Genomic DNA, 18,513 nt, shown 5'->3' on the forward strand with positions numbered 1-18,513 from the left:
CGATTCCGCCGTCACATGATTGCAGCTGTTGGACAGCTCGCGCTCAAGCGAATTTTTCAGTTCCTCTGCAAAGCCCTCGTCGCTGATGAACACATTGGTTTCTCTGGCCAGCAATAAGCTGAACGGGTCCATGTTCGAAGACCCCACCATGGCGCAGCCGTCGATGACTGCGACCTTGGCATGCAGGTAACTGGGCTGATATTCGTAGATTTCGATGCCGGCCTGCAGCACCCGGTGGTACATGCTTCGGCAGGCGCGGTACTGTATCGCGTACTCGGCCCTGCCCTGCAGCAATAGCCGCACCCGCACTCCACGCCTTGCTGCACGGCGCAAGGCTTCTTTCAGGCGGCGACCCGGGAAGAAATAGGAATTGGCAATAAGGACGTCGTGCCTGGCGGTTTCCAGCGCATGCACATATACGTTTTCGATGGTATTGCGAAACCGAAGGTTATCGCGCAGCAAGACACTGGCTCGCATTCCCGGCTCGAACCGTTCCTGCGTTTCGGCCAAGGCTTGAGCACGCCTCTCGCGCCAGCCCTTCAGCCGCTGATAAAACTCGTTCCAGTCATCACGGCGGCGCCATCCCATCCGTATCCACAAATCACTTTGTGCCTTGACCAGGTCTTGCACAATGGGACCCCGTATCCGAACGGCGAAGTCGAATCTGGGTCGCGGGCCCTGGCCGTCGTCCGGAACATCTTCCAGGTCATCGATGATATTGATGCCACCCACGAAGCCGATGCGGCGATCAATGACAGTAACCTTGCGGTGAAGCCGGCGCAGGCGCTTGAGCTTGAAACGAAATCGGCCCAGACCATTGGGCTCCGGCCGGTAAATCCGCAGCTGAGCTCCCATCTGCTCGAGCAGGCGGGCAATTTCGGTGGCTTGCGGATAACTGCCAAAACCATCGATGACGACCCGAACCTTGACCCCACGCTCACAAGCTGCTTTCAAGTGACTCAGCACTCTTCGGCCGGTATCATCCAGGTTGAAAATGTAGGTCTCGAGATGGACACTGGCCTTGGCCTCATCGATATCGCGGCAGAGGGCCGGAAAAAACTCACCGCCGTTCTCCAGCAGTTCGATACAGTTTCCTTCGCGCCAGATCAGGCGTGGCTCTTTGCGCGCCATGAACTCTCCCACGATGACATTAAGGCCAGATGCTATTTTTCCTCGTCAGGCACGTGGCATACCCGATGCCCGGCGGGAAGCTGCCGTCAGGGCAGTTCCAGTTCGGCAAAAATAGGGGAATGATCCGAAAGTTGACGCCACGGTCGCCCATGCAGGACGCGCGCCTTGCGCACGGCAAAACCACGCTGATAAATGCGATCAAGGCGCAGCCAGGGAAAGGCCGACGGAAACGTCCGCGGAGGCGGCGTCATGCGGGCCATGCCGTTGATGCCCAGCTCGTGCACAGATTGCGCCAGGCGGTTGCGGCGCAGGCTGCGCCCCAGGTGCCTGACCGTGTGATGAAGGGGCATCGACCGCGTGGCCAGCCCTTGCGGCGACACTGCAAACACTTCGTACAGACCCAACTGTTCTACAAACAGCGGTGCCAGGCGATTGGTCCAGTCGTTGAAATCGCCCGCGATGATCATGGGCGCATGATCGGGCACCATGCGCTTGATGCGGTCAACCAGGGCCATGATCTGTCGCGTACGCCCGCCCGCAAACAGGCCCAGATGCACGACCAGGCAGTGTACTTGTGTCTCGTCGACCATGATGGTGGCGTGCAGCAGGCCGCGCTGCTCCAGCTTATGGTCAGAGATGTCCTGGTTCTCGTAATGAAGGATGTCGTAGCGCGACAGCAATGCGTTGCCGTGATCGGTGTACGGCCGGATGGCGTTGCATCCATAGCAGTACTGCATGTCCAGCGCAGCGCCCAGCGACTCATGCTGGGCATGCAGGATGCCCTGGCGTTCGTTGCGCCCTTGTACCTCTTGCAGAAAGAGCAGGTCGGGCTGCAGGCCATATAAACCCAGACGCAGTTGCGACAGCGATTCGCGCGAGCCGATCGCCGATCGGCCCTTGTGAATGTTATAGCTGACGATGCGCAGGATAGACATGTCGACCCCCGCCCGCTGCCCTTACTTGGGCTCGGCCGGACGCAAGCGTATGTGCAATTCGCGCAGTTGCTTTTCGTCCACCGGCGAAGGAGCATGCGTCAGCAGATCTTGAGCACGCTGGGTCTTGGGGAAGGCGATTACGTCGCGGATGCTTTCGGCTCCGGCCATCATGGTTACCAGGCGGTCCAGACCGAAGGCCACCCCGCCATGAGGCGGTGCACCGTACTGCAAGGCATCCAGCAGGAAGCCGAACTTCTCGCGGGCTTCTTCGTCGCTGATGTTAAGGGCCTGGAAAACCTTGCTTTGAACGTCGGCGCGATGGATACGCACCGAGCCGCCGCCGATTTCCCAGCCGTTCAACACAATATCGTAAGCCTTGGCCAAAGCACGGGCCGGGTCTTTTTCCAGAAACTCTTCGTGGCCGTCCTTGGGACTGGTAAACGGGTGATGCGCCGCAAAGTAACGGCCTTCTTGTTCGTCGTACTCGAACATGGGGAAATCAACCACCCACAACGGCTTCCAGCCGGCTTCGAACAGGCCGTTTTCCTTGCCGAAGTCGCTGTGACCAATACGGACACGCAAGGCACCCATGGCGTCATTGACAATCTTGGTCTTGTCGGCACCGAAAAAGATCAGGTCGCCGTCTTGCGCGCCAGTGCGTTCGATCAGTGAAGTCAGCGCCTGGGTGTGAATGTTCTTGACGATGGGCGATTGCAGCCCTTCGGGGATGGATTTGGCGTCATTGACCTTGATGTAGGCCAGGCCCTTGGCGCCGTAAATACCCACAAACTTGGTATAGGCATCAATCTCGCTGCGCGACAGCGCACCGCCACCCGGCACACGCAAGGCCACAACCCGGCAGGCCGGGTCTTTGGCCGGAGCCGAGAACACCTTGAAGTCGACATTGGCCATCAGGTCGGACACGTCTTCAAACTCGAGCTTGACGCGCAGGTCGGGCTTGTCGGAGCCAAAGCGGCGCATGGCTTCCGCCCACGTCATGGTCGGGAAGGAAGCCGGCAGCTCAACGCCCTGCACTTCCTTGAATACGTGGCGCAACATGCCTTCAAAAATGTCGCGAATCTGCTCTTCGTTCAGGAAGGAGGTTTCGCAGTCGATCTGGGTGAATTCGGGCTGGCGGTCGGCGCGCAGATCTTCGTCACGGAAGCATTTGGTGATCTGATAGTAGCGATCGAAACCGGCAACCATCAGCATCTGCTTGAAAAGCTGCGGCGACTGGGGCAGGGCAAAGAACTCGCCGGGATTCACGCGCGACGGCACCAGATAGTCACGCGCACCTTCCGGGGTGCTCTTGGTCAACATCGGAGTTTCAATGTCGATGAAGCCCAGGCTGTCCAGGTATTTGCGTACCTCGATCGAAACGCGATAGCGCAGCATCAGGTTCTGCTGCATCTGCGGGCGACGAAGGTCGAGCACACGATGCGTCAGACGGGTCGTTTCCGAAAGGTTGTCATCGTCGAGCTGGAACGGGGGCGTTACCGACGTATTGAGGATTTCGATCTCGCGGCACAGGATTTCGATCTCGCCCGATGCCAGATCAGGGTTGTTGGTACCTTCGGGGCGCAAGCGCACCAAGCCGGTAATGCGCAGGCAATATTCGTTACGAATGCGCTCGGCCGTGGCAAAAGCCTCGACGTTATCAGGATCGACCACTACCTGAGCCAGGCCGGCACGGTCACGCAAGTCGATAAAAATGACGCCACCATGATCGCGACGCCGGTGCACCCAACCAAACAATGTCACTGTCTGGTCCAGTTGTTCTCGACTGACCTCGCCGGTGTAGCAGGTACGCATGAAGGAGTGCTCCGTATTGTTGAATCTGTTGATGTCGGCGAATCAGACCGAAGGCTTCCGAAAAGTCGGAGGCCTTCGGGACGCCATGAGTATCAGGTTGCGGCTGCCGTGGAGGAAGCCGGGGAAGTGGAGGCAGCCGAGCTGGACGCCGCCGAGGAGGACGAATCGCTGGCAGAGCTGCTTTCAGATCCGCCGCCGGGTTTCTTGCCGCCGTCACGGAAATCAGTGACATACCAGCCAGAGCCCTTCAGTTGAAAACCCGCAGCCGTCACCTGCTTTACATAGGTGCTTTTGCCACATTCGGGGCAATCAGTAAGAATGGGGTCGGACATTTTTTGCAGAACGTCTTGCGCATGACCGCAATCGCTGCATTTGTATGCATAGATAGGCACGGAAAAAATCCCAAGAAAAATAGTCTAAGGAAACCGCTGGCTGCCGCCCTGGGATCGTAAGATACGACATGCGACGCGCGGCAAAGCTTCAGCCCGGATAGTGGCATCGGCCGAATCAGACTATAAAAACCACGGATAACGCGTGATTTTAGCTGTTTTTGCCGTTTGCCACCCAGAAGGCACCGGCCTTCGCCCCAGTAGATGAGGTCGGCTGCGCAGAAATCAAGTCTTGTCATCCCGTCGGAAAAGACCACGCACATTTCTGAGCGGAAGCCCCGAGGCACCGGCTCCGGGCGCGGATTTCCAGCCTCAACTCATGCGAAACAAGGCGATCTGCAGTATTCTAGACGGTTGGATCGCTCTTTTCGGACCCGCTTCATGCCCTCCTCTTCTACTTACCGATTTTCGCAACGCGCGAAGAACATCACCAGCTCGACCATCCGGGAAATCCTCAAGGTCACCGAAAGACCCGAGATCATCTCGTTTGCGGGCGGTTTGCCGGCGCCGGTGGGTTTTCCGATAGCAGACGTCAAACAGGCAATCGACCGCGTCTTGACCGAAAGAGGGCACACGGCGTTGCAGTACGGCCCGACAGAAGGCTACACGCCACTGCGCGAATGGCTGGCCCAAGACATGCAGCAACGTGGCGCCACCGATGTCAGTGTCGACGAGGTGCTGATCGTTTCGGGTTCGCAGCAGGCGCTAGACCTGCTGGGCAAGCTGTTTATCGATCCGGGCAGCAAGGTCCTGGTTGAAGCACCCAGCTATCTGGGCGCGCTGCAGTCCTTCTCATTGTTCGAGCCCGAATACGTTACCGTTGCAACAGACGAGGGCGGCCTGATTCCCGAAGAGCTCACTGCCGAACAGCTGAACGACGCCCGCTTCATCTACGCCCTGCCCAACTTCCAGAACCCCACCGGCCGCACCATGGGCCTGGAGCGTCGGCAGGCATTGGTAGAACGGTGTGCGCAGGCCGGCGTTCCCATTATTGAAGACGACCCGTACGGCGACTTGCGTTACGCAGGCAAAGCACTGCCCGGTTTGCTGGCACTGGGGCGCAAAGCGGGTGCCACTGTCATCAGGCTGGGATCGTTTTCGAAAGTGCTGGCCCCCGGCCTGCGCCTGGGCTATATCGTTGCGCCGGCGCCCATCATCAGCAAACTGGTACAGATCAAGCAGGCCACCGATCTGCATAGCTCTACGCTGACACAGATGGCGGTATACGAAACCATCAAGAACGGATTCCTGGCGCAGCACCTGCCGGCGGTTCGCGACATCTATCGCGAGCAATGTGGCTACATGCTCGACGCCATGCAATCGCATTTTCCATCGAGTACAAGCTGGACCCGTCCGGAAGGCGGCATGTTCATCTGGGTGACCTTGCCTCAGCACATCGATGCGCAAGAACTGCTGGCCCGCGCCATTGAGCGCCATGTCGCCTTCGTGCCCGGCGCCCCCTTTTACGCCGACGCCGCCCAGCACAACACCCTGCGCCTGAGCTTTGTCACCGTCCCCGAAGCCCGGATTCGTGAGGGCATCGCCATTCTTGGGCGCCTGATCGAAGAAAGTCACGCAAGCCCAGATACCCCTGGCATCGAACTTGATGCTGTTGAGCCGGCAACGATGCTAAGCGGCACAGACCCGACCATCAGTACACCCGCCTCGCGCCTGCAGGCCCTTTGATTTACCCGCATGTCGTCCGTACAACCGCCTTCTGAACACAACTCGCGCCCGCTCCCCGATCTCTCTGACATGCGCCACGACGATTGGGTCGAGCGCTGGTTACCCAAAAGCTGGGGCCCCTATGCACGGCTTTGCCGGCTAGACCGGCCCGTTGGTACCTGGCTGACCCTGTTGCCCTGTCTCGCAGCCCTGGTGCAGGCTGCAGAAGGCTGGCCCACGCTGTGGCGTCTGTTTATCTTTTCATTGGGTGCGCTGCTGATGCGCGGCATCGGTTGCACTCTTAACGACATTTTCGACCGCGACCTGGATCATCAGGTTGAACGCACTCGCTTTCGACCCCTGACCAGCGGGCAGCTCACATTGCGCAACGCACTGTACTTCTTGCTGGGCCAGTTTGCGGTATGCGCGCTGCTGCTGTTTGCCATCAACGAGTACAGCCGGTGGATGGCCGTAGCCCTGGTTCCCATTGTCATCATTTATCCACTTTGCAAACGATTCACATATTGGCCGCAGATTGTGCTGGGCATCGGGTTCAACTGGGGCATGCTGATGGCCTGGTCCGACACGCAAAACTACATCCCGCTGGCCGGGGTAGCCATGTGGGTGGGTGCCGTACTATGGCAGGTGGGGTACGACTCGATCTACGCCTACGTGGATGTACGGGACGACCTTAAAGTAGGAGTAAAGTCCACGGCCATGCGCTTTGCCGAACATGGCAAGCTGTGGATCAGCGGCTTTTACCTGGCCACCTTCCTCTTATGGCTGTACGGCGGTTTGGCCCTGGGTCATCACCTGGCATATTTTGTAGTTCTTGCCGTCATCGGCGGCCACTTCATATGGCAAATGTTTACCTTTGATCTGGCACGACCCGACCGCAACTTCATGCTGTTCCGGTCAAACATGACAGTAGGCGTCATGTTGATTGTCGCTACGCTGGTTGGCACGCTTTTATGATGTGTTCAATGCATATCGCCGACCTTTCCATCATCAGAATACAAGCGTTTGGGCCTGTCAGGCTCGAACTCTTAAGCTACCCGCAGTCTGACTCGCAGTCTGACTGATAAAGTTCAGCAACCGAAACTCGACCAAAAAATCCATCACCATGCCCCTTACCATCGAGCTGATTGCCACCATACTGTTTGCTATTGCCATCGTCCATACGTTCTCGGTTCCAGTGTTTGCGCGGCTGGCCAACCGCAATGGACCCCATGCAGGGTTGTGGCACTTGCTTTCTGAAGTCGAGGCGGTGTTCGGCGTCTGGGCCTTTGTGCTGGTGATTATTTTCGGACTGGTGGTCGGCGCCGGCGATGCAGTGGCCTATCTCGATACCCGAAACTTTACCGAACCGGCTTTTGTGTTCGCCATTATGGTGGTGGCGGCCAGCAGGCCAATACTCGAACTGGTTGGAATGATCGTGCGCGCCCTGTCGCGTATCCTGCCCTTGCGCGCCGAGCTTTCCACTTTTTTTGTGACCATGTCCTTCGTGCCCTTGGCCGGCTCGTTCATTACCGAGCCCGCAGCCATGACGCTGGCGGCATTGTTATTGCGCGACGCTTATTTTCACAAGCCTGAACAGGTCGGTTTCAAATACCTGACACTGGGCGTGCTGTTCGTGAACATATCCATAGGTGGTGTGCTAACCGCGTATGCCGCGCCCCCGGTACTGATGGTGGCCAGCACTTTCGGCTGGGATTCCGCCTATATGGCCACACATTTCGGCTGGCGGGCAGCCGCCGCCGTTGTGATCAACGCCGCCGTGCTGACGCTCATCTGCCGCAAGTATCTGGTCTCGGGTGAAATCGGTCGTGAACCCAAGGCATCCACTGTCAGGACACCTGCCTATGTCATCCTGATTCATCTGGCGGTACTTATTGGTATTGTCCTGGGGGCGCACCACCCCGTCGTTTTCCTTGGACTGCTGATGATGTTTATCGGCTATGCGCACGCCTACGCCCGGTACCAGGATCGTCTGATGATCAAGGAAGGACTGATGGTGGGGTTCTTCCTGGCGGGTCTGGTCGTGCTTGGGGGCCTGCAACAATGGTGGTTGCAGGACTTGCTCGGGGGCCTGTCACCCATCGTACTTTTCTGGGGATCGATGGCGCTCACCGCTGTCACCGATAATGCAGCCCTTACCTATCTGGGTTCACTGGTGGAAGGCACAAGCGAACTTTGGCGCTATATGCTGGTGGCCGGTGCCGTCACCGGCGGTGGCTTGACCGTTATCGCCAACGCACCCAACCCGGCAGGCTTTGCCATATTGAAGGGATGCTTTCCCGACGGGGCGATCTCGCCGCTCAAGCTGCTGCTGTCGGCATCTGTTCCTACCGTGGTCGCCGCAGTCTTCTTCCTGCTATAACCTGGCGCAACGGGTGGTTCCCCAAACTGCTGACGCCTCGGGGCCGCACGCCGAGTTCGCAAACAACCGCCAGGGGGCGTCAGGAATCTCGTGATGTATTGCTGTCGCGACGCACCAGCCGGACCAGCCACATAAAAAGGGTAATCGAACAAACCAGGCCGACCGCAAAGATCAGCAGAACTATAATTTCGCCAGAGGTCATACCGAGTAGTAATGTAGGGCGTCAGGAACGCCACTATGATAACTAAAGTGTGCAACAATGCTGACTTTAGGCGCTCGAAACCCGATGGGCTTCCAAGATGTGCTTTTCCAGTCGTTTGAAGAACACGGCTGGGCGATCAGTGATCGCGTCATTCTTCCCTCTCTTACCCAGGCCTTGTATCTGCACGCCCACCAGTTGTGGCAGCAAGGCTTTTTCAAACCCGCTTCCATAGGTCGCAAGGCAGGCGTCGTTTACGACCCCGACATCCGCGGCGACGCTATCTGCTGGCTCGACGAAAAATCGCCCGCATCTGCCACTACCCAGTTTCTGAGCTTTACAAACGAACTGCGGCAAGAACTTAACCGGCACTTCTTTTTATGCCTGCGCGATCAGGAGTTTCATTTCGCGCGCTACGAACCGGGTAAAGGTTACGCACGCCACGTGGATCAGCACCGCGGAAGCACCGCACGAAAGGTTTCGCTGGTGCTGTACTTGAACGAAGACTGGGAAGCCGACGAAGGCGGGGAGCTATGCCTGTATGCGCCAGAAAGCGACAATGATCCCGATAGCGTGCGGGCCACAGGCCAGGGCGAAGCGCAGGCCACGGCAGACACTGTAGCCACTGCCGACACGGTGGTGGCCAAGGTATTGCCGCTTGCAGGACGACTTGCGATTTTCCGCAGCGACCTGATTCCCCATGAGGTATTGCCCGCCACACGGGTGCGATGGAGCCTGACCGGGTGGTTCAGGGATGTCAGCCCTCTTTAAATCGCGCAGACCAGGTCGGTATCGTTGGGCGGCACACCAATGCTGTCCTTGGCGGCGGCGACGTCCATGTCGCGCGGCAAGGTGACACCGTTCTTTACCGCCAGAACCTCGGCCATGATGCTGACCGCGATCTCGGGCGGCGTCTTGCTGCCAATATAGATGCCAATCGGACCGCGAAGACGGGCCAGAGACTCTTCGGTCTGGTCAAAATATTCGATCAGGCGCTCGCGGCGCAGGTTGTTGTTGCTGCGCGAGCCAATGGCACCGACGTAGAAGGCTTCGGTTTCAAGCGCTTCGAGCAAGGCCAGGTCATCAAGTTTGGGGTCGTGAGTAAGCGCAATAATGGCAGAGCGGCGATCGGCCCGAAACTCGCGCACGACGTCGTCGGGCATTTCTGAAGTAAGCGTTACGCCTTCTACCGACCAGTTGCCCCGATATTCTTCGCGCGGATCGCACACTGTGACCGTGAATCCGTTGAACAGGGCCATGGTCGCCAGATATTCTGTCAGCTGGCCGGCACCGATCAACAACATTCGGTACTCGGGACCAAAATTGTTCAGCAGGGTGGTGTCAGTTAGCAAGAGTTCTGACGGCTGCTCTGCCGCGTGCAGGGTGACCTTGCCGTCTGCCAGGTTTACCTCGCGCTGCATCAGTCGCCCGTTTTCAAGCTGCTTGACCAGTTCGCCCAAGGGTTCGGGCTGGGGGTCGAATTCCAGCAATAACTGCAAGGTACCCCCACAGGGCAGCCCGAAACGGTGGGCTTCGTCGGCGTTGATGCCGTATTTAAGCAGTTGCGGTGCGCCTTGCGGGATCTCGCGCCCGGCGCCTTCGCCCGAATACGCACGCGTAAATCGATAGATAAGGTCATCTTCGATACAGCCGCCCGAAACGGAACCCACTACCGTTCCATCTTCGCACAGGGCCATGATGGAACCGATGGGACGAGGCGAGGAACCCCAGGTACGCACCACGGTGGCCAGCAGGGCACGGCGACCGGCCTGGCGCCAGTCGCGCAAGGCGCGAAGCACAACGAGATCTAGATTTTCCATGACTTGACCCTACAAAAATACGGTGCCTGGTCGTCGACCGACAAAACAACGACGAAACATCGCTGCTGCGCGCACGCGTATTGAGTCGTACTAAGAATAGTATATGCCCTTCTGGGAGCCGGGACACTGGTTTGGGCATTCCAGGCGCACCATTGCCGCATTACTTGTATTTCTGGGGATGCTTGCTTTCGATCCAGCGCAACACGATCAGAATAAACAGTGCCAGAACGGTGGCCATAATGGCCGTGATTTCGCGCCCAAGTGCAACTGTAATGCCAATGGCCGCCGCCATCCATATCGACGCCGCCGTGGTCAGGCCCTTGATGATGCCTTCCTGATCAAGCTTGATAATGGCGCCCGCACCCAGAAAACCGATACCCGCCACCACGCCTTGCAGCACGCGACTCATGTCTGCAACTTCCATGCCGCTTTCGAGTGGGCCCAGCACAAATACCGCTGCGCCCAGCGCCACCAGCATGTGCGTACGCAGACCGGCCGCCTTGCGACGCTGCTCGCGTTCGTAACCAATCAGGCCGCCCAGCAGAACAGCCATCAACAGACGCACCGCAATACGGGTTGCATCGTCGAGTTCGGTCACGTCGGAAAACTCCTGCGCCAGCGTCGACCAGATAGTGGAAAGCGCGTCGTGCATAAAGCGAGCTTACCCCGAGTTTCGCAGCCCCGCAGCAATTCCGTTGATGGTCAGGTGAATGGCGATCTGAACTTCACTTTCCATCGTTTCTGCTTTTCGCCGACTGCGCGATCTGGCGCGCAGACGCCGAAGAAGCTCAACCTGCAGACGGTTAAGCGGATCCACGTAAGCGAAGCGCTCGTCCAAAGCGGAGCGAAGCGGCTCATCGTGCTCCAGCAGATCATGTCCGCTGACCAGCCGGAACATGTCCAGCGTCAGTTCATACTCTTGCCGTATGCGCCCAAAAATTGCATCGCGCAACTTCTTGTCTGGCACCAGTTCGGAATAGCGCTGTGCAATGTTGATGTCGACCTTGGCGAGAACCTGCTCCATGTTCGACAGCAAAATCTTGAAGAAGGGCCAGGAAGCCGCCATGTCGCGCAACAACTGCAGCCGTTGACCGCGATCAGTCGGGGCGCCTTCGCACCCCTGCTCAATGTATGAAGACAGGGCGGTTCCAACGCCATACCAGCCCGGAAGCAACAGGCGACATTGCGCCCAAGAGAATCCCCAGGGAATGGCACGCAGGTCTTCAATCTTCTGACCGGGCTTACGCGCTGCCGGGCGAGACCCGATATTGAGCCCGGCGATTTCCAGAATGGGAGTGGAAGCGAAGAAATAGTCGGCAAAGCCCGGCGTTTCGTAAACCAGATGACGGTAGGTCTGTTGGGCGGTGTTCGACAGAAAATCCATGCTGGCGCCAAAGCGACGCATGCTCTCTTGCTCGGCGCGCACTGCCGACCGTGCGGGAGTCAGCCCGGCCTCCAGCGTGGCAGCCACCAGCAGCTCGAGGTGACTGGTGCCGACTTCGACGTCTTTGTATTTGGCCTGAATCACCTCACCCTGCTCTGTCAAACGTATCTGACCGTCCACGGTCCCCGGCGGCTGCGCAACAATCGCATCAAAGCTCGAGCCCCCGCCACGACCGACAGAGCCTCCCCTGCCATGGAACAGGCGCAGACGCGTTCGATGCTCGCTGAACACTTCGACCAGCCGCCGCTCGGCGCGATAGAGCGTCCAGTTGGAAGTCAGGTAGCCGCCGTCCTTGTTGCTGTCGGAATACCCAAGCATCACCTCCTGGACCCCACCCTGGTCCTTGCGCACCCGATCGGCAACTTCCGGCAAGCCGAGCCAACGGCTCATGATATCGGGCCCGCATTCCAGGTCGGGAATGGTTTCAAACAAGGGCACGACCATCATGCCGCCATCGTCAAATCTTGCCTGGCCGGGAGGCGCGCAGACGCCGGTCTCCTGCTGTAGCAACAGCACTTCAAGAAGGTCGCTAAGCGATTCGGTATGCGAGACGATTACCTGACCGATGGAATGCACTCCGAAGCGGCGGCGGCATTGCGCCGCCATACGCCAGATGGCCAGTTCCTTCTCGGTCTCTTCGGTATAGCGCAACCATGGAGACACCAGGGGCCGGGGCTGGCGGATTTCGCTGCGCAATAATTCGATGCGCTCTTCCTCGCTCAGCCGCAAGTAATCCAGGCGCTTTCCATCCTGCCTGCTGCCGGCCGCCGCGAACAGCTCGGCAACCACCCGCTCGTTGACATCCGAGCTTTGACGCAGATCGATCGTTGCCAGATGAAAGCCAAATACCGCCACGGCCTGACGCAACCTGTCGAGCCGTAACCGGGCAATAAGAGCGCCGTGATGCGACTGCAGGGATTGCGCCATGATGTCCAGTTCGTGCCGGAAGGCGTCGGGGCTCTCGTACGCGGAAGCCGCATAGGTCGGAAACATGGCCAACGAGCGCCCCACCAGCTCTTGTGCCGTGGCAGCCAGCCGCGCATACATGTGGATGCACACCCGTCTATACGGCTCGTCGGTGCGGTGGGGCGAGGTGTCGCCACTTTGGGCGGCCAGTTCCGCCAGCTGTGGTGTAGGCCTGGCCATCGCCAGCGACATCGAAAGCTCGGTACCAAGCAGCTTGATTTCTGACAGGTAGTGCTCAAGGGCGCAGGCACTTTGCTTGAGCAGCGCCTGTTCAAGCGCCGACGCATCCACATTCGGATTGCCGTCCCGATCGCCCCCAATCCAACTGCCCATACGCAGAAACGGCGGCAGCATGCGGCCATCTACATCGAATATCGAGCGGCGTGCAGGCAACAGACGATCCGAGAAATCCTGATAAAGCCTGGGAATCGCTTCGAGGAAAGTGCTGCGGTAGTACGAAATGGCGTTGTCGATCTCGTCCAGCACCGTCAGCTTCTGTTGCCGCAACATCCGCGTTTGCCAAAGGGTGGCAATCAGGCCGGTCAGCCGTTGCCGCACGCGCAGACGCTCAGTGTCGGTCAGGGCCTCGTCGCAAAGCGCCAGCTGTTCGGCAATAGCGCGGTGCAGATCCAGCGTGCTTTTACGCTGGACCTCGGTCGGATGGGCGGTCAGCACGGGCGAAATCAATGCCGTTTCCAGGTAGCGGCGTATCCGCGACTTGCCCACGCCCCGCCCCCGCAACACGTCCAATGCGTAGTCCAGGCTGCCATGAGTGGGGTCGGCCGACACCAGTTCGTGTCGATGACGACGCTGAACCTGATCCCGGTCTTCGGCGATATTGGATAAATGCAAAAAATAACCGAACGCGCGCGCGGTTTGCGTAGCCTGGTCGTCGGTCAGGCGCGCAATCTGCCGTTCCAGCGCACGTCCATCCCGTTCATTGCCTTCGCGCCGCAGGCGGACCGCCACCTGCCTGAGTTTTTCGACAACATCGAAAGCGCGCTGCCCTTCACATTCTTTAATGACCTCGCCCAGCGTTCGGCCCAATAAACGTACATAGGCGCGCAATGGTGGAACATCAGAATCGGTGAAAAAGTTACGTGCTGCCGGAAGCTGTCTCATAAACCCATCCTTTTATCGTTGTATTACGCCGGGGTACGGCGCAACCAACAACTTTAGCAGGAAAAAACACCCGGTCTGGTGACAAAAACACGCCGGCATTGAACCCCTGGAACCCCTGGCAGTCGCTTGCCCGACTTAGCACTAACGCCAATATGAGGTATGGTGGAAAGGCCATACGATACATAGATATGGATGCCCTTCGGTAAACAAGGCGCAGAACTCCCCCCTAAAATCCAGAATTGCCCCGATCATGACTACCCACCAGTTGCCTTCAGAGTTCAAGCAGAACATCCTGCAAGTGGCGGGCTCTCTGGTGCCTGTCGCACGATGTTGCTTTTACGAAGTCGGACCCGACCTGGAACCGTCGGCGCATGTGGTACTGGGCGGCGAAACACGCTGGATCAAGCCATACGGGGAAACCTACCGTCGCTACGACCCCTTTCACCCCCGTAAATTTGCGCATACCAAGCGCTCGATCATTACCGCCAATGATGTTTGCGGAGGCATCAACAGTCATCCCAGATATGTGCGTGAATTCATGCAGCCCATCGGGGTAGCTCATAAGGTAGAGCTGCTGCTTCGCGATTCCAGCAATCAAATCATTGCAGGGCTGCGCTTGGGGCGCAGTGCATCCCAGGGCGAATTCTCGGCCGACACGCTCCAAAGACTCGATTCCTTCCTGCCGGTCATCGAAAAAGCCTGCCTGGCCGCACGCAGGCCGCCCGCGTTTCCGTGGGCAAACCTTACGCCCCGCGAAACAGAGGTCATGCAGTGCCTGCTCGAAGCCATGCCCGACAAGCTCATCGCACGAAAGCTGGGCCTGTCTCTGGCCACGGTCAAACTGCATGCCAAAAGTATCTTCCGCAAGATAGGCGCGTCCGGCCGGGCCGAAGCCATCGTCATGGCCTATCGGTCGGGGGCCACCCAGCAAAGCATGTTCTGACGCTGCGTGTTCTGACGCTGCGTGTTCTGACTCGGCGTGTTCTGACTCGGCATGTTCTGACGCTGTTCATTTCTGACGCCGTTCACTTAAGGTAATGTCGAGCCGCCACCGCCAGGTCGTTGTTGGCGTTACCGGCGTTGGCGACCTCCTCAAACAAGGCCAGCGCCTGCTTCGTAAGGTTCATGGGTACGCCGTTCTGAACGCCACTTTGCACGATGACGCCCATGTCCTTGGCGGCTCCTGCCACACTGAAGGCGACAGGAACTTGCGCGCCCTTGACGACATCGACCTTGAGCGCCAATGCCGGCAGGGCTGCAGGAGTGTCCTGTATGACATCGAGCATGGCGTCCAGCGACAGACCAGCCGCAGCCCCTGCTCCCAGGGCTTCGGCAAGGCCCGCGAAATATACGCTCATCAAATTGTTGATGCAATGCTTCATTGCCATGCCACGGCCGGTTGGGCCGCAATACACGACTCGACGGGAATAGGCCTGCCAGATGCTGTGCAGCGCCTGCACGACCTGTTCATCGCCCCCGGCCAGGGTCAGCAATTTCCCCTGGACAGCAGGCCCCACCGTTCCGACTACGGGCGCTTCGACGAAAGCGGCTCCGGCCTGGTCAACCATGGCAGCCAGCTTGTGCACGGTTTCGAGGCGCAGCGTGGCCATTTCTACAAAGATCTTGCCTTGCACCGGGCCGCCGGCCAACATGCGGGTTAGAACTTCCATAGTGGCTTCGTCATTGCTTAATATCGAAAGCACGACATCGCTGCGAACCACCAGGTCTTCAAGCGTCGCCGCGCGCTCCACGCCTTTTGGAGGCTCTTTGGCACTGCGATTCCAGGCGATGACCTTGTGGCCGGCGTCAGCCAGACGACCTGCCATGGCCGTGCCCATTCTGCCCAGGCCGACAAAACCAATCGTTTGCATTGCACGTGCTCCGATATCAACAGACAAGCAGAGGCCAAATTACCACCTTGAAGCCTGTTGCGTAAACGCTTGGGACCCTATCCTTAAGGATAGTAGGCGTTGCCGAAGGCAGGTGGCTAGACTCCTATGCATGCATACGCCCTCTTTACCCTCGCAAGCCGCTCCCATGTCGACCTCCGAAGCCGAGGCCTACGCGCGTCGCGTCGAAGAGCTGGGCAAGGCGACAGTCATTGACCCGGCGCTCAACCGTGGCTACGGCCCTCTGCCCAGCCAGCGCTTCGACGTCTACGAGCCTGCGAATGCAAGCAATGCCCCCGTTCTGATCTTCTTGCACGGAGGAGCCTGGACGCATGGCGGTCTGGATTGGTTGCGCTTCATGGCGCCGGCGGTCCTTTCATTGCCGGCAGTTCTCATCGGCGTTACCTATCGCCTGGCCCCCGAACACCGCTGGCCGGCGGCGTTCGATGATGTCCGTACCGCTTTGGCCGGCATACAAGACCTGATCCGACAACGGGGCTATGACGAGCAACGGGTGGTCATTGGCGGCCATTCAGCGGGCGGGCACCTGGCATCCCTGGCCATTCTCAAGGGCCATTACCCATGGATCCGGGCATGCTTTCCTGTCAGTAGCCGCTTTGATCTTCGAACCAAGAACCCCAAACCGGGCAGTGGCGAAGAGCGCGTGTATAAACTGGTATTGGCCGATCCTTCGCAAGACGCCGACGCCAGTCCACTGCGTTTTGTTCATAAAAACAGCGTCCCATTTCACATCGTTTGGGGCGAAAATGACTTCGAGCGCATTATCTCCAGTTCCAATGCTATGGTCGATGCGCTACGCGAACAGGGTTGCGCCGTCACTCACACCGTCGTGCCGGGCGCAGGGCACTTTGACACCCACCTGGTGCTGCAGGCCGCCGACAACCCTTGGTATCAACGCCTCAAGAAGGAGTTCGAGCCATGTTGATTGAACGGGCCGAAGGCAAATGGGTTGCAGACTTTGTAGAAGTGTTCGGCCTTTGCAAGATCCGGCGAGGCGAAGTCGTGGCCATACTGTCCGAAAGCCAGTCGCGCCCCGTGCTGACCGAACTGGCAGAACTGGCACTCATTCAGATGGGCGCACGCGCATTCCATGTACGCATGCCCACTCCCCGCCTGGAGTCGTCGATACCGGTGCGCTCTACGGGCGCTTCGCAGGCTATTGGCGAGCTGCAGCCAGTGGTTCAACTGCTGGCTGCCTGTGACGTCGTCGTCGATTGCACGGTCGAGGGTCTGCTGCATTCGCCCGAGCGCGCCGATATTCTGTCGAAGGGTGCCCGGATCTTCATGATCAGCAACGAACACCCCGAGATTCTCGAGCGACTCAAGCCTTCTCATGCGCTGCAGGAAAAATGCCTGGCCGGCGCCAAGCTGATCACCGGCGCCGAAATCATGAAGATCACCTCTGACGCCGGAACGAATCTGACGGTCAATCTGAACGGTACGCAGGGGCGCGGCAGTGCAGGCATCGCCGATAAGCCAGGCAGCTTCGGTTATTGGCCGGCAGGACTGTGCATTTGTTTTCCCCGGCCGGATAGCGTCAATGGCACACTGGTGCTGTCACCCGGCGACGTCAATCTCACGTTCAAGCGTTATCTCGATACGCCGGTTACGTTTCACATTGAGAATGACTACGTCGTCTCCATCGAGGGCTCGGGCATCGACGCCGAACTGATACGCGGTTACTACAGGAGCTGGAACCAAGCCGATGCGTATGCCGTCAGCCATGTGGGTTGGGGAATGGCGCCCTCCGCCCGGTGGGATGCCCTGGCGATGTATGACAAGCGCGACACCAATGGCACAGAACTGCGCGCCTTTGCCGGCAATTTTCTGTTTTCAACAGGCGCCAATGAAACCGCGGGCCGCTACACCGGATGCCATTTTGACTACCCCATGCGCAACTGCACCGTCTTTCTTGACGACCATTGCGTCGTCGATTCGGGGTCTTTGGCGAAGGAGCTCTTGTAATGGCCGCTCAACCCCGCATCGACGTGCATGATGTCGGCCTGACGCTGGCCGGCCACACGATCTATAAATCACTGACACTCGAAATTCCCGAATCGAAGCTGTTCTTTCTGTTGGGTCCGTCGGGTTGTGGAAAGTCGACGCTGCTGCGCTTGATCGCCGGCTTGATAGAGCCCACTGGCGGAACGATCAACGTCGATGGTGCAGTCCTGGAAGCAGCGGTGCAATGCGCAAACGCACGGGCCCGACTGCTGTTGTGCGGCCACAGCAGCGAATACGAGAGCAAGGGCGCGCAAATCAATTCCCAGGACATCCTCTACAAGCGCCTTGCCATCGAGGGGTTTCTGGTTTGGGAACACACCGATGCCTTCGCCCAGGCGGGCAAGGCATTGGCCGACGCTGCTGCGGCCGGCAATATCCAGCTGGACGAAACCATTCATCATGGCCTTGCCAATGCCCCCGCCGCCTTGCGCGCCATGCTGGACGGCCGAGGTATTGGAAAACACCTGGTAAAACTCGAGGATTGACGCTGATTTGCACGCTTCTGACACGACCATACATCAGACCGCGCAGGTTGAAATCGGTGAGTTCCGCAAAGTCATTGGATGCCTGCCTTCGTTAAAGGAAGGCCAATTTGAGGAAGGCCAATTTGATGCTAGAGTAAGGCCTCATCAACGGGACGAAGAGCCTGACAATGAGTACATCCCAAGCTACTACAATCACGCCGGTCTCCCAGGCCGGCACACTGCGCATGGCGGTTGCTGGTGCAGGCGCTATC

At 58.6% G+C, this 18,513-nt stretch carries 16 protein-coding genes; 8 read left to right on the forward strand and 8 right to left on the reverse strand.

Annotated elements, in window-relative coordinates:
- The 4 genes from clsB to Q1J88_RS10470 form a co-directional block, all read right to left on the reverse strand.
- Nucleotides 1–1,131, reverse strand: a 1,131-nt coding sequence (gene clsB, locus Q1J88_RS10455; protein ID WP_301117610.1) for a cardiolipin synthase ClsB, incomplete at its 3' end; no start/stop codon positions are given.
- An 86-nt stretch (nucleotides 1,132–1,217) separates the two neighbouring features.
- Nucleotides 1,218–2,066, reverse strand: a complete 849-nt coding sequence (locus tag Q1J88_RS10460) for an endonuclease/exonuclease/phosphatase family protein (protein WP_301117611.1) — start codon at nucleotides 2,064–2,066, stop codon at nucleotides 1,218–1,220.
- A 21-nt stretch (nucleotides 2,067–2,087) separates the two neighbouring features.
- A complete protein-coding gene (gene aspS, locus Q1J88_RS10465; RefSeq protein WP_301117613.1) occupies nucleotides 2,088–3,878 on the reverse strand; it encodes an aspartate--tRNA ligase in 1,791 nt (596 codons plus the stop codon).
- Between the two features lie 92 nt (nucleotides 3,879–3,970).
- Nucleotides 3,971–4,270 carry an FmdB family zinc ribbon protein gene (locus tag Q1J88_RS10470; protein ID WP_301117614.1) on the reverse strand — a complete coding sequence of 100 codons (300 nt, stop codon included), beginning with the start codon at nucleotides 4,268–4,270 and terminating at the stop codon, nucleotides 3,971–3,973.
- A gap of 378 nt (nucleotides 4,271–4,648) precedes the next feature.
- On the opposite strand from Q1J88_RS10470, the gene Q1J88_RS10475 reads away from it, so the two are divergent.
- From Q1J88_RS10475 to Q1J88_RS10490, 4 genes are all read left to right on the forward strand, one after another.
- A complete protein-coding gene (locus Q1J88_RS10475; RefSeq protein WP_301117615.1) occupies nucleotides 4,649–5,953 on the forward strand; it encodes a PLP-dependent aminotransferase family protein in 1,305 nt (434 codons plus the stop codon).
- A 9-nt stretch (nucleotides 5,954–5,962) separates the two neighbouring features.
- Nucleotides 5,963–6,907, forward strand: a complete 945-nt coding sequence (ubiA, locus tag Q1J88_RS10480) for a 4-hydroxybenzoate octaprenyltransferase (RefSeq protein ID WP_301117617.1) — start codon at nucleotides 5,963–5,965, stop codon at nucleotides 6,905–6,907.
- Nucleotides 6,908–7,055: 148 nt separating this feature from the next.
- Nucleotides 7,056–8,312 carry a putative Na+/H+ antiporter gene (locus Q1J88_RS10485; protein ID WP_301117618.1) on the forward strand — a complete coding sequence of 419 codons (1,257 nt, stop codon included), beginning with the start codon at nucleotides 7,056–7,058 and terminating at the stop codon, nucleotides 8,310–8,312.
- Nucleotides 8,313–8,598: 286 nt separating this feature from the next.
- On the forward strand, nucleotides 8,599–9,282 hold the full coding sequence (locus Q1J88_RS10490) for a 2OG-Fe(II) oxygenase (RefSeq protein WP_301117619.1): 684 nt from the start codon (nucleotides 8,599–8,601) through the stop codon (nucleotides 9,280–9,282).
- Here Q1J88_RS10490 and Q1J88_RS10495 read toward each other — a convergent pair.
- The 3 genes from Q1J88_RS10495 to ppc all read right to left on the reverse strand — a co-directional run bounded on the left by Q1J88_RS10495 (nucleotide 9,279) and on the right by ppc (nucleotide 13,863).
- A complete protein-coding gene (locus Q1J88_RS10495) occupies nucleotides 9,279–10,331 on the reverse strand; it encodes an XdhC family protein (RefSeq protein ID WP_301117620.1) in 1,053 nt (350 codons plus the stop codon). The genes Q1J88_RS10490 and Q1J88_RS10495 overlap by 4 nt on opposite strands.
- 160 nt (nucleotides 10,332–10,491) lie before the next feature.
- A complete protein-coding gene (locus Q1J88_RS10500) occupies nucleotides 10,492–10,983 on the reverse strand; it encodes an MgtC/SapB family protein (protein ID WP_301117621.1) in 492 nt (163 codons plus the stop codon).
- A gap of 9 nt (nucleotides 10,984–10,992) precedes the next feature.
- The gene (gene ppc, locus Q1J88_RS10505; RefSeq protein WP_301117622.1) at nucleotides 10,993–13,863 is read right to left on the reverse strand and encodes a phosphoenolpyruvate carboxylase; all 2,871 of its coding nucleotides are present in this window, start codon (nucleotides 13,861–13,863) and stop codon (nucleotides 10,993–10,995) included.
- A gap of 250 nt (nucleotides 13,864–14,113) precedes the next feature.
- Between ppc and Q1J88_RS10510 the strand changes: the two genes are divergently transcribed.
- On the forward strand, nucleotides 14,114–14,806 hold the full coding sequence (locus Q1J88_RS10510) for a LuxR C-terminal-related transcriptional regulator (protein WP_301117623.1): 693 nt from the start codon (nucleotides 14,114–14,116) through the stop codon (nucleotides 14,804–14,806).
- An 82-nt stretch (nucleotides 14,807–14,888) separates the two neighbouring features.
- On the opposite strand, the gene Q1J88_RS10515 is transcribed toward Q1J88_RS10510, so the two are convergent.
- Nucleotides 14,889–15,734: an NAD(P)-dependent oxidoreductase gene (locus tag Q1J88_RS10515; RefSeq protein ID WP_301117625.1), complete on the reverse strand. Its 846-nt coding sequence runs from the start codon at nucleotides 15,732–15,734 to the stop codon at nucleotides 14,889–14,891.
- 166 nt (nucleotides 15,735–15,900) lie between these two features.
- Between Q1J88_RS10515 and Q1J88_RS10520 the strand changes: the two genes are divergently transcribed.
- From Q1J88_RS10520 to Q1J88_RS10530, 3 genes are read left to right on the forward strand one after another with little or no spacing between them, the layout of a single operon-like run.
- Nucleotides 15,901–16,698 (forward strand): alpha/beta hydrolase, encoded by a 798-nt coding sequence (locus tag Q1J88_RS10520; protein ID WP_301117626.1) that lies wholly within the window; start codon nucleotides 15,901–15,903, stop codon nucleotides 16,696–16,698.
- A complete protein-coding gene (locus tag Q1J88_RS10525) occupies nucleotides 16,692–17,738 on the forward strand; it encodes a peptidase M29 (RefSeq protein WP_301117627.1) in 1,047 nt (348 codons plus the stop codon). The genes Q1J88_RS10520 and Q1J88_RS10525 overlap by 7 nt, the downstream gene beginning before the upstream one ends.
- The gene (locus Q1J88_RS10530; RefSeq protein ID WP_301117628.1) at nucleotides 17,738–18,262 is read left to right on the forward strand and encodes an ATP-binding cassette domain-containing protein; all 525 of its coding nucleotides are present in this window, start codon (nucleotides 17,738–17,740) and stop codon (nucleotides 18,260–18,262) included. The genes Q1J88_RS10525 and Q1J88_RS10530 overlap by 1 nt, the downstream gene beginning before the upstream one ends.
- Nucleotides 18,263–18,513 lie beyond the last annotated feature (251 nt).

The organism is Pusillimonas sp. (genome assembly GCF_029263785.1).
In the GTDB taxonomy this organism is placed as follows: domain Bacteria; phylum Pseudomonadota; class Gammaproteobacteria; order Burkholderiales; family Burkholderiaceae_B; genus Pusillimonas.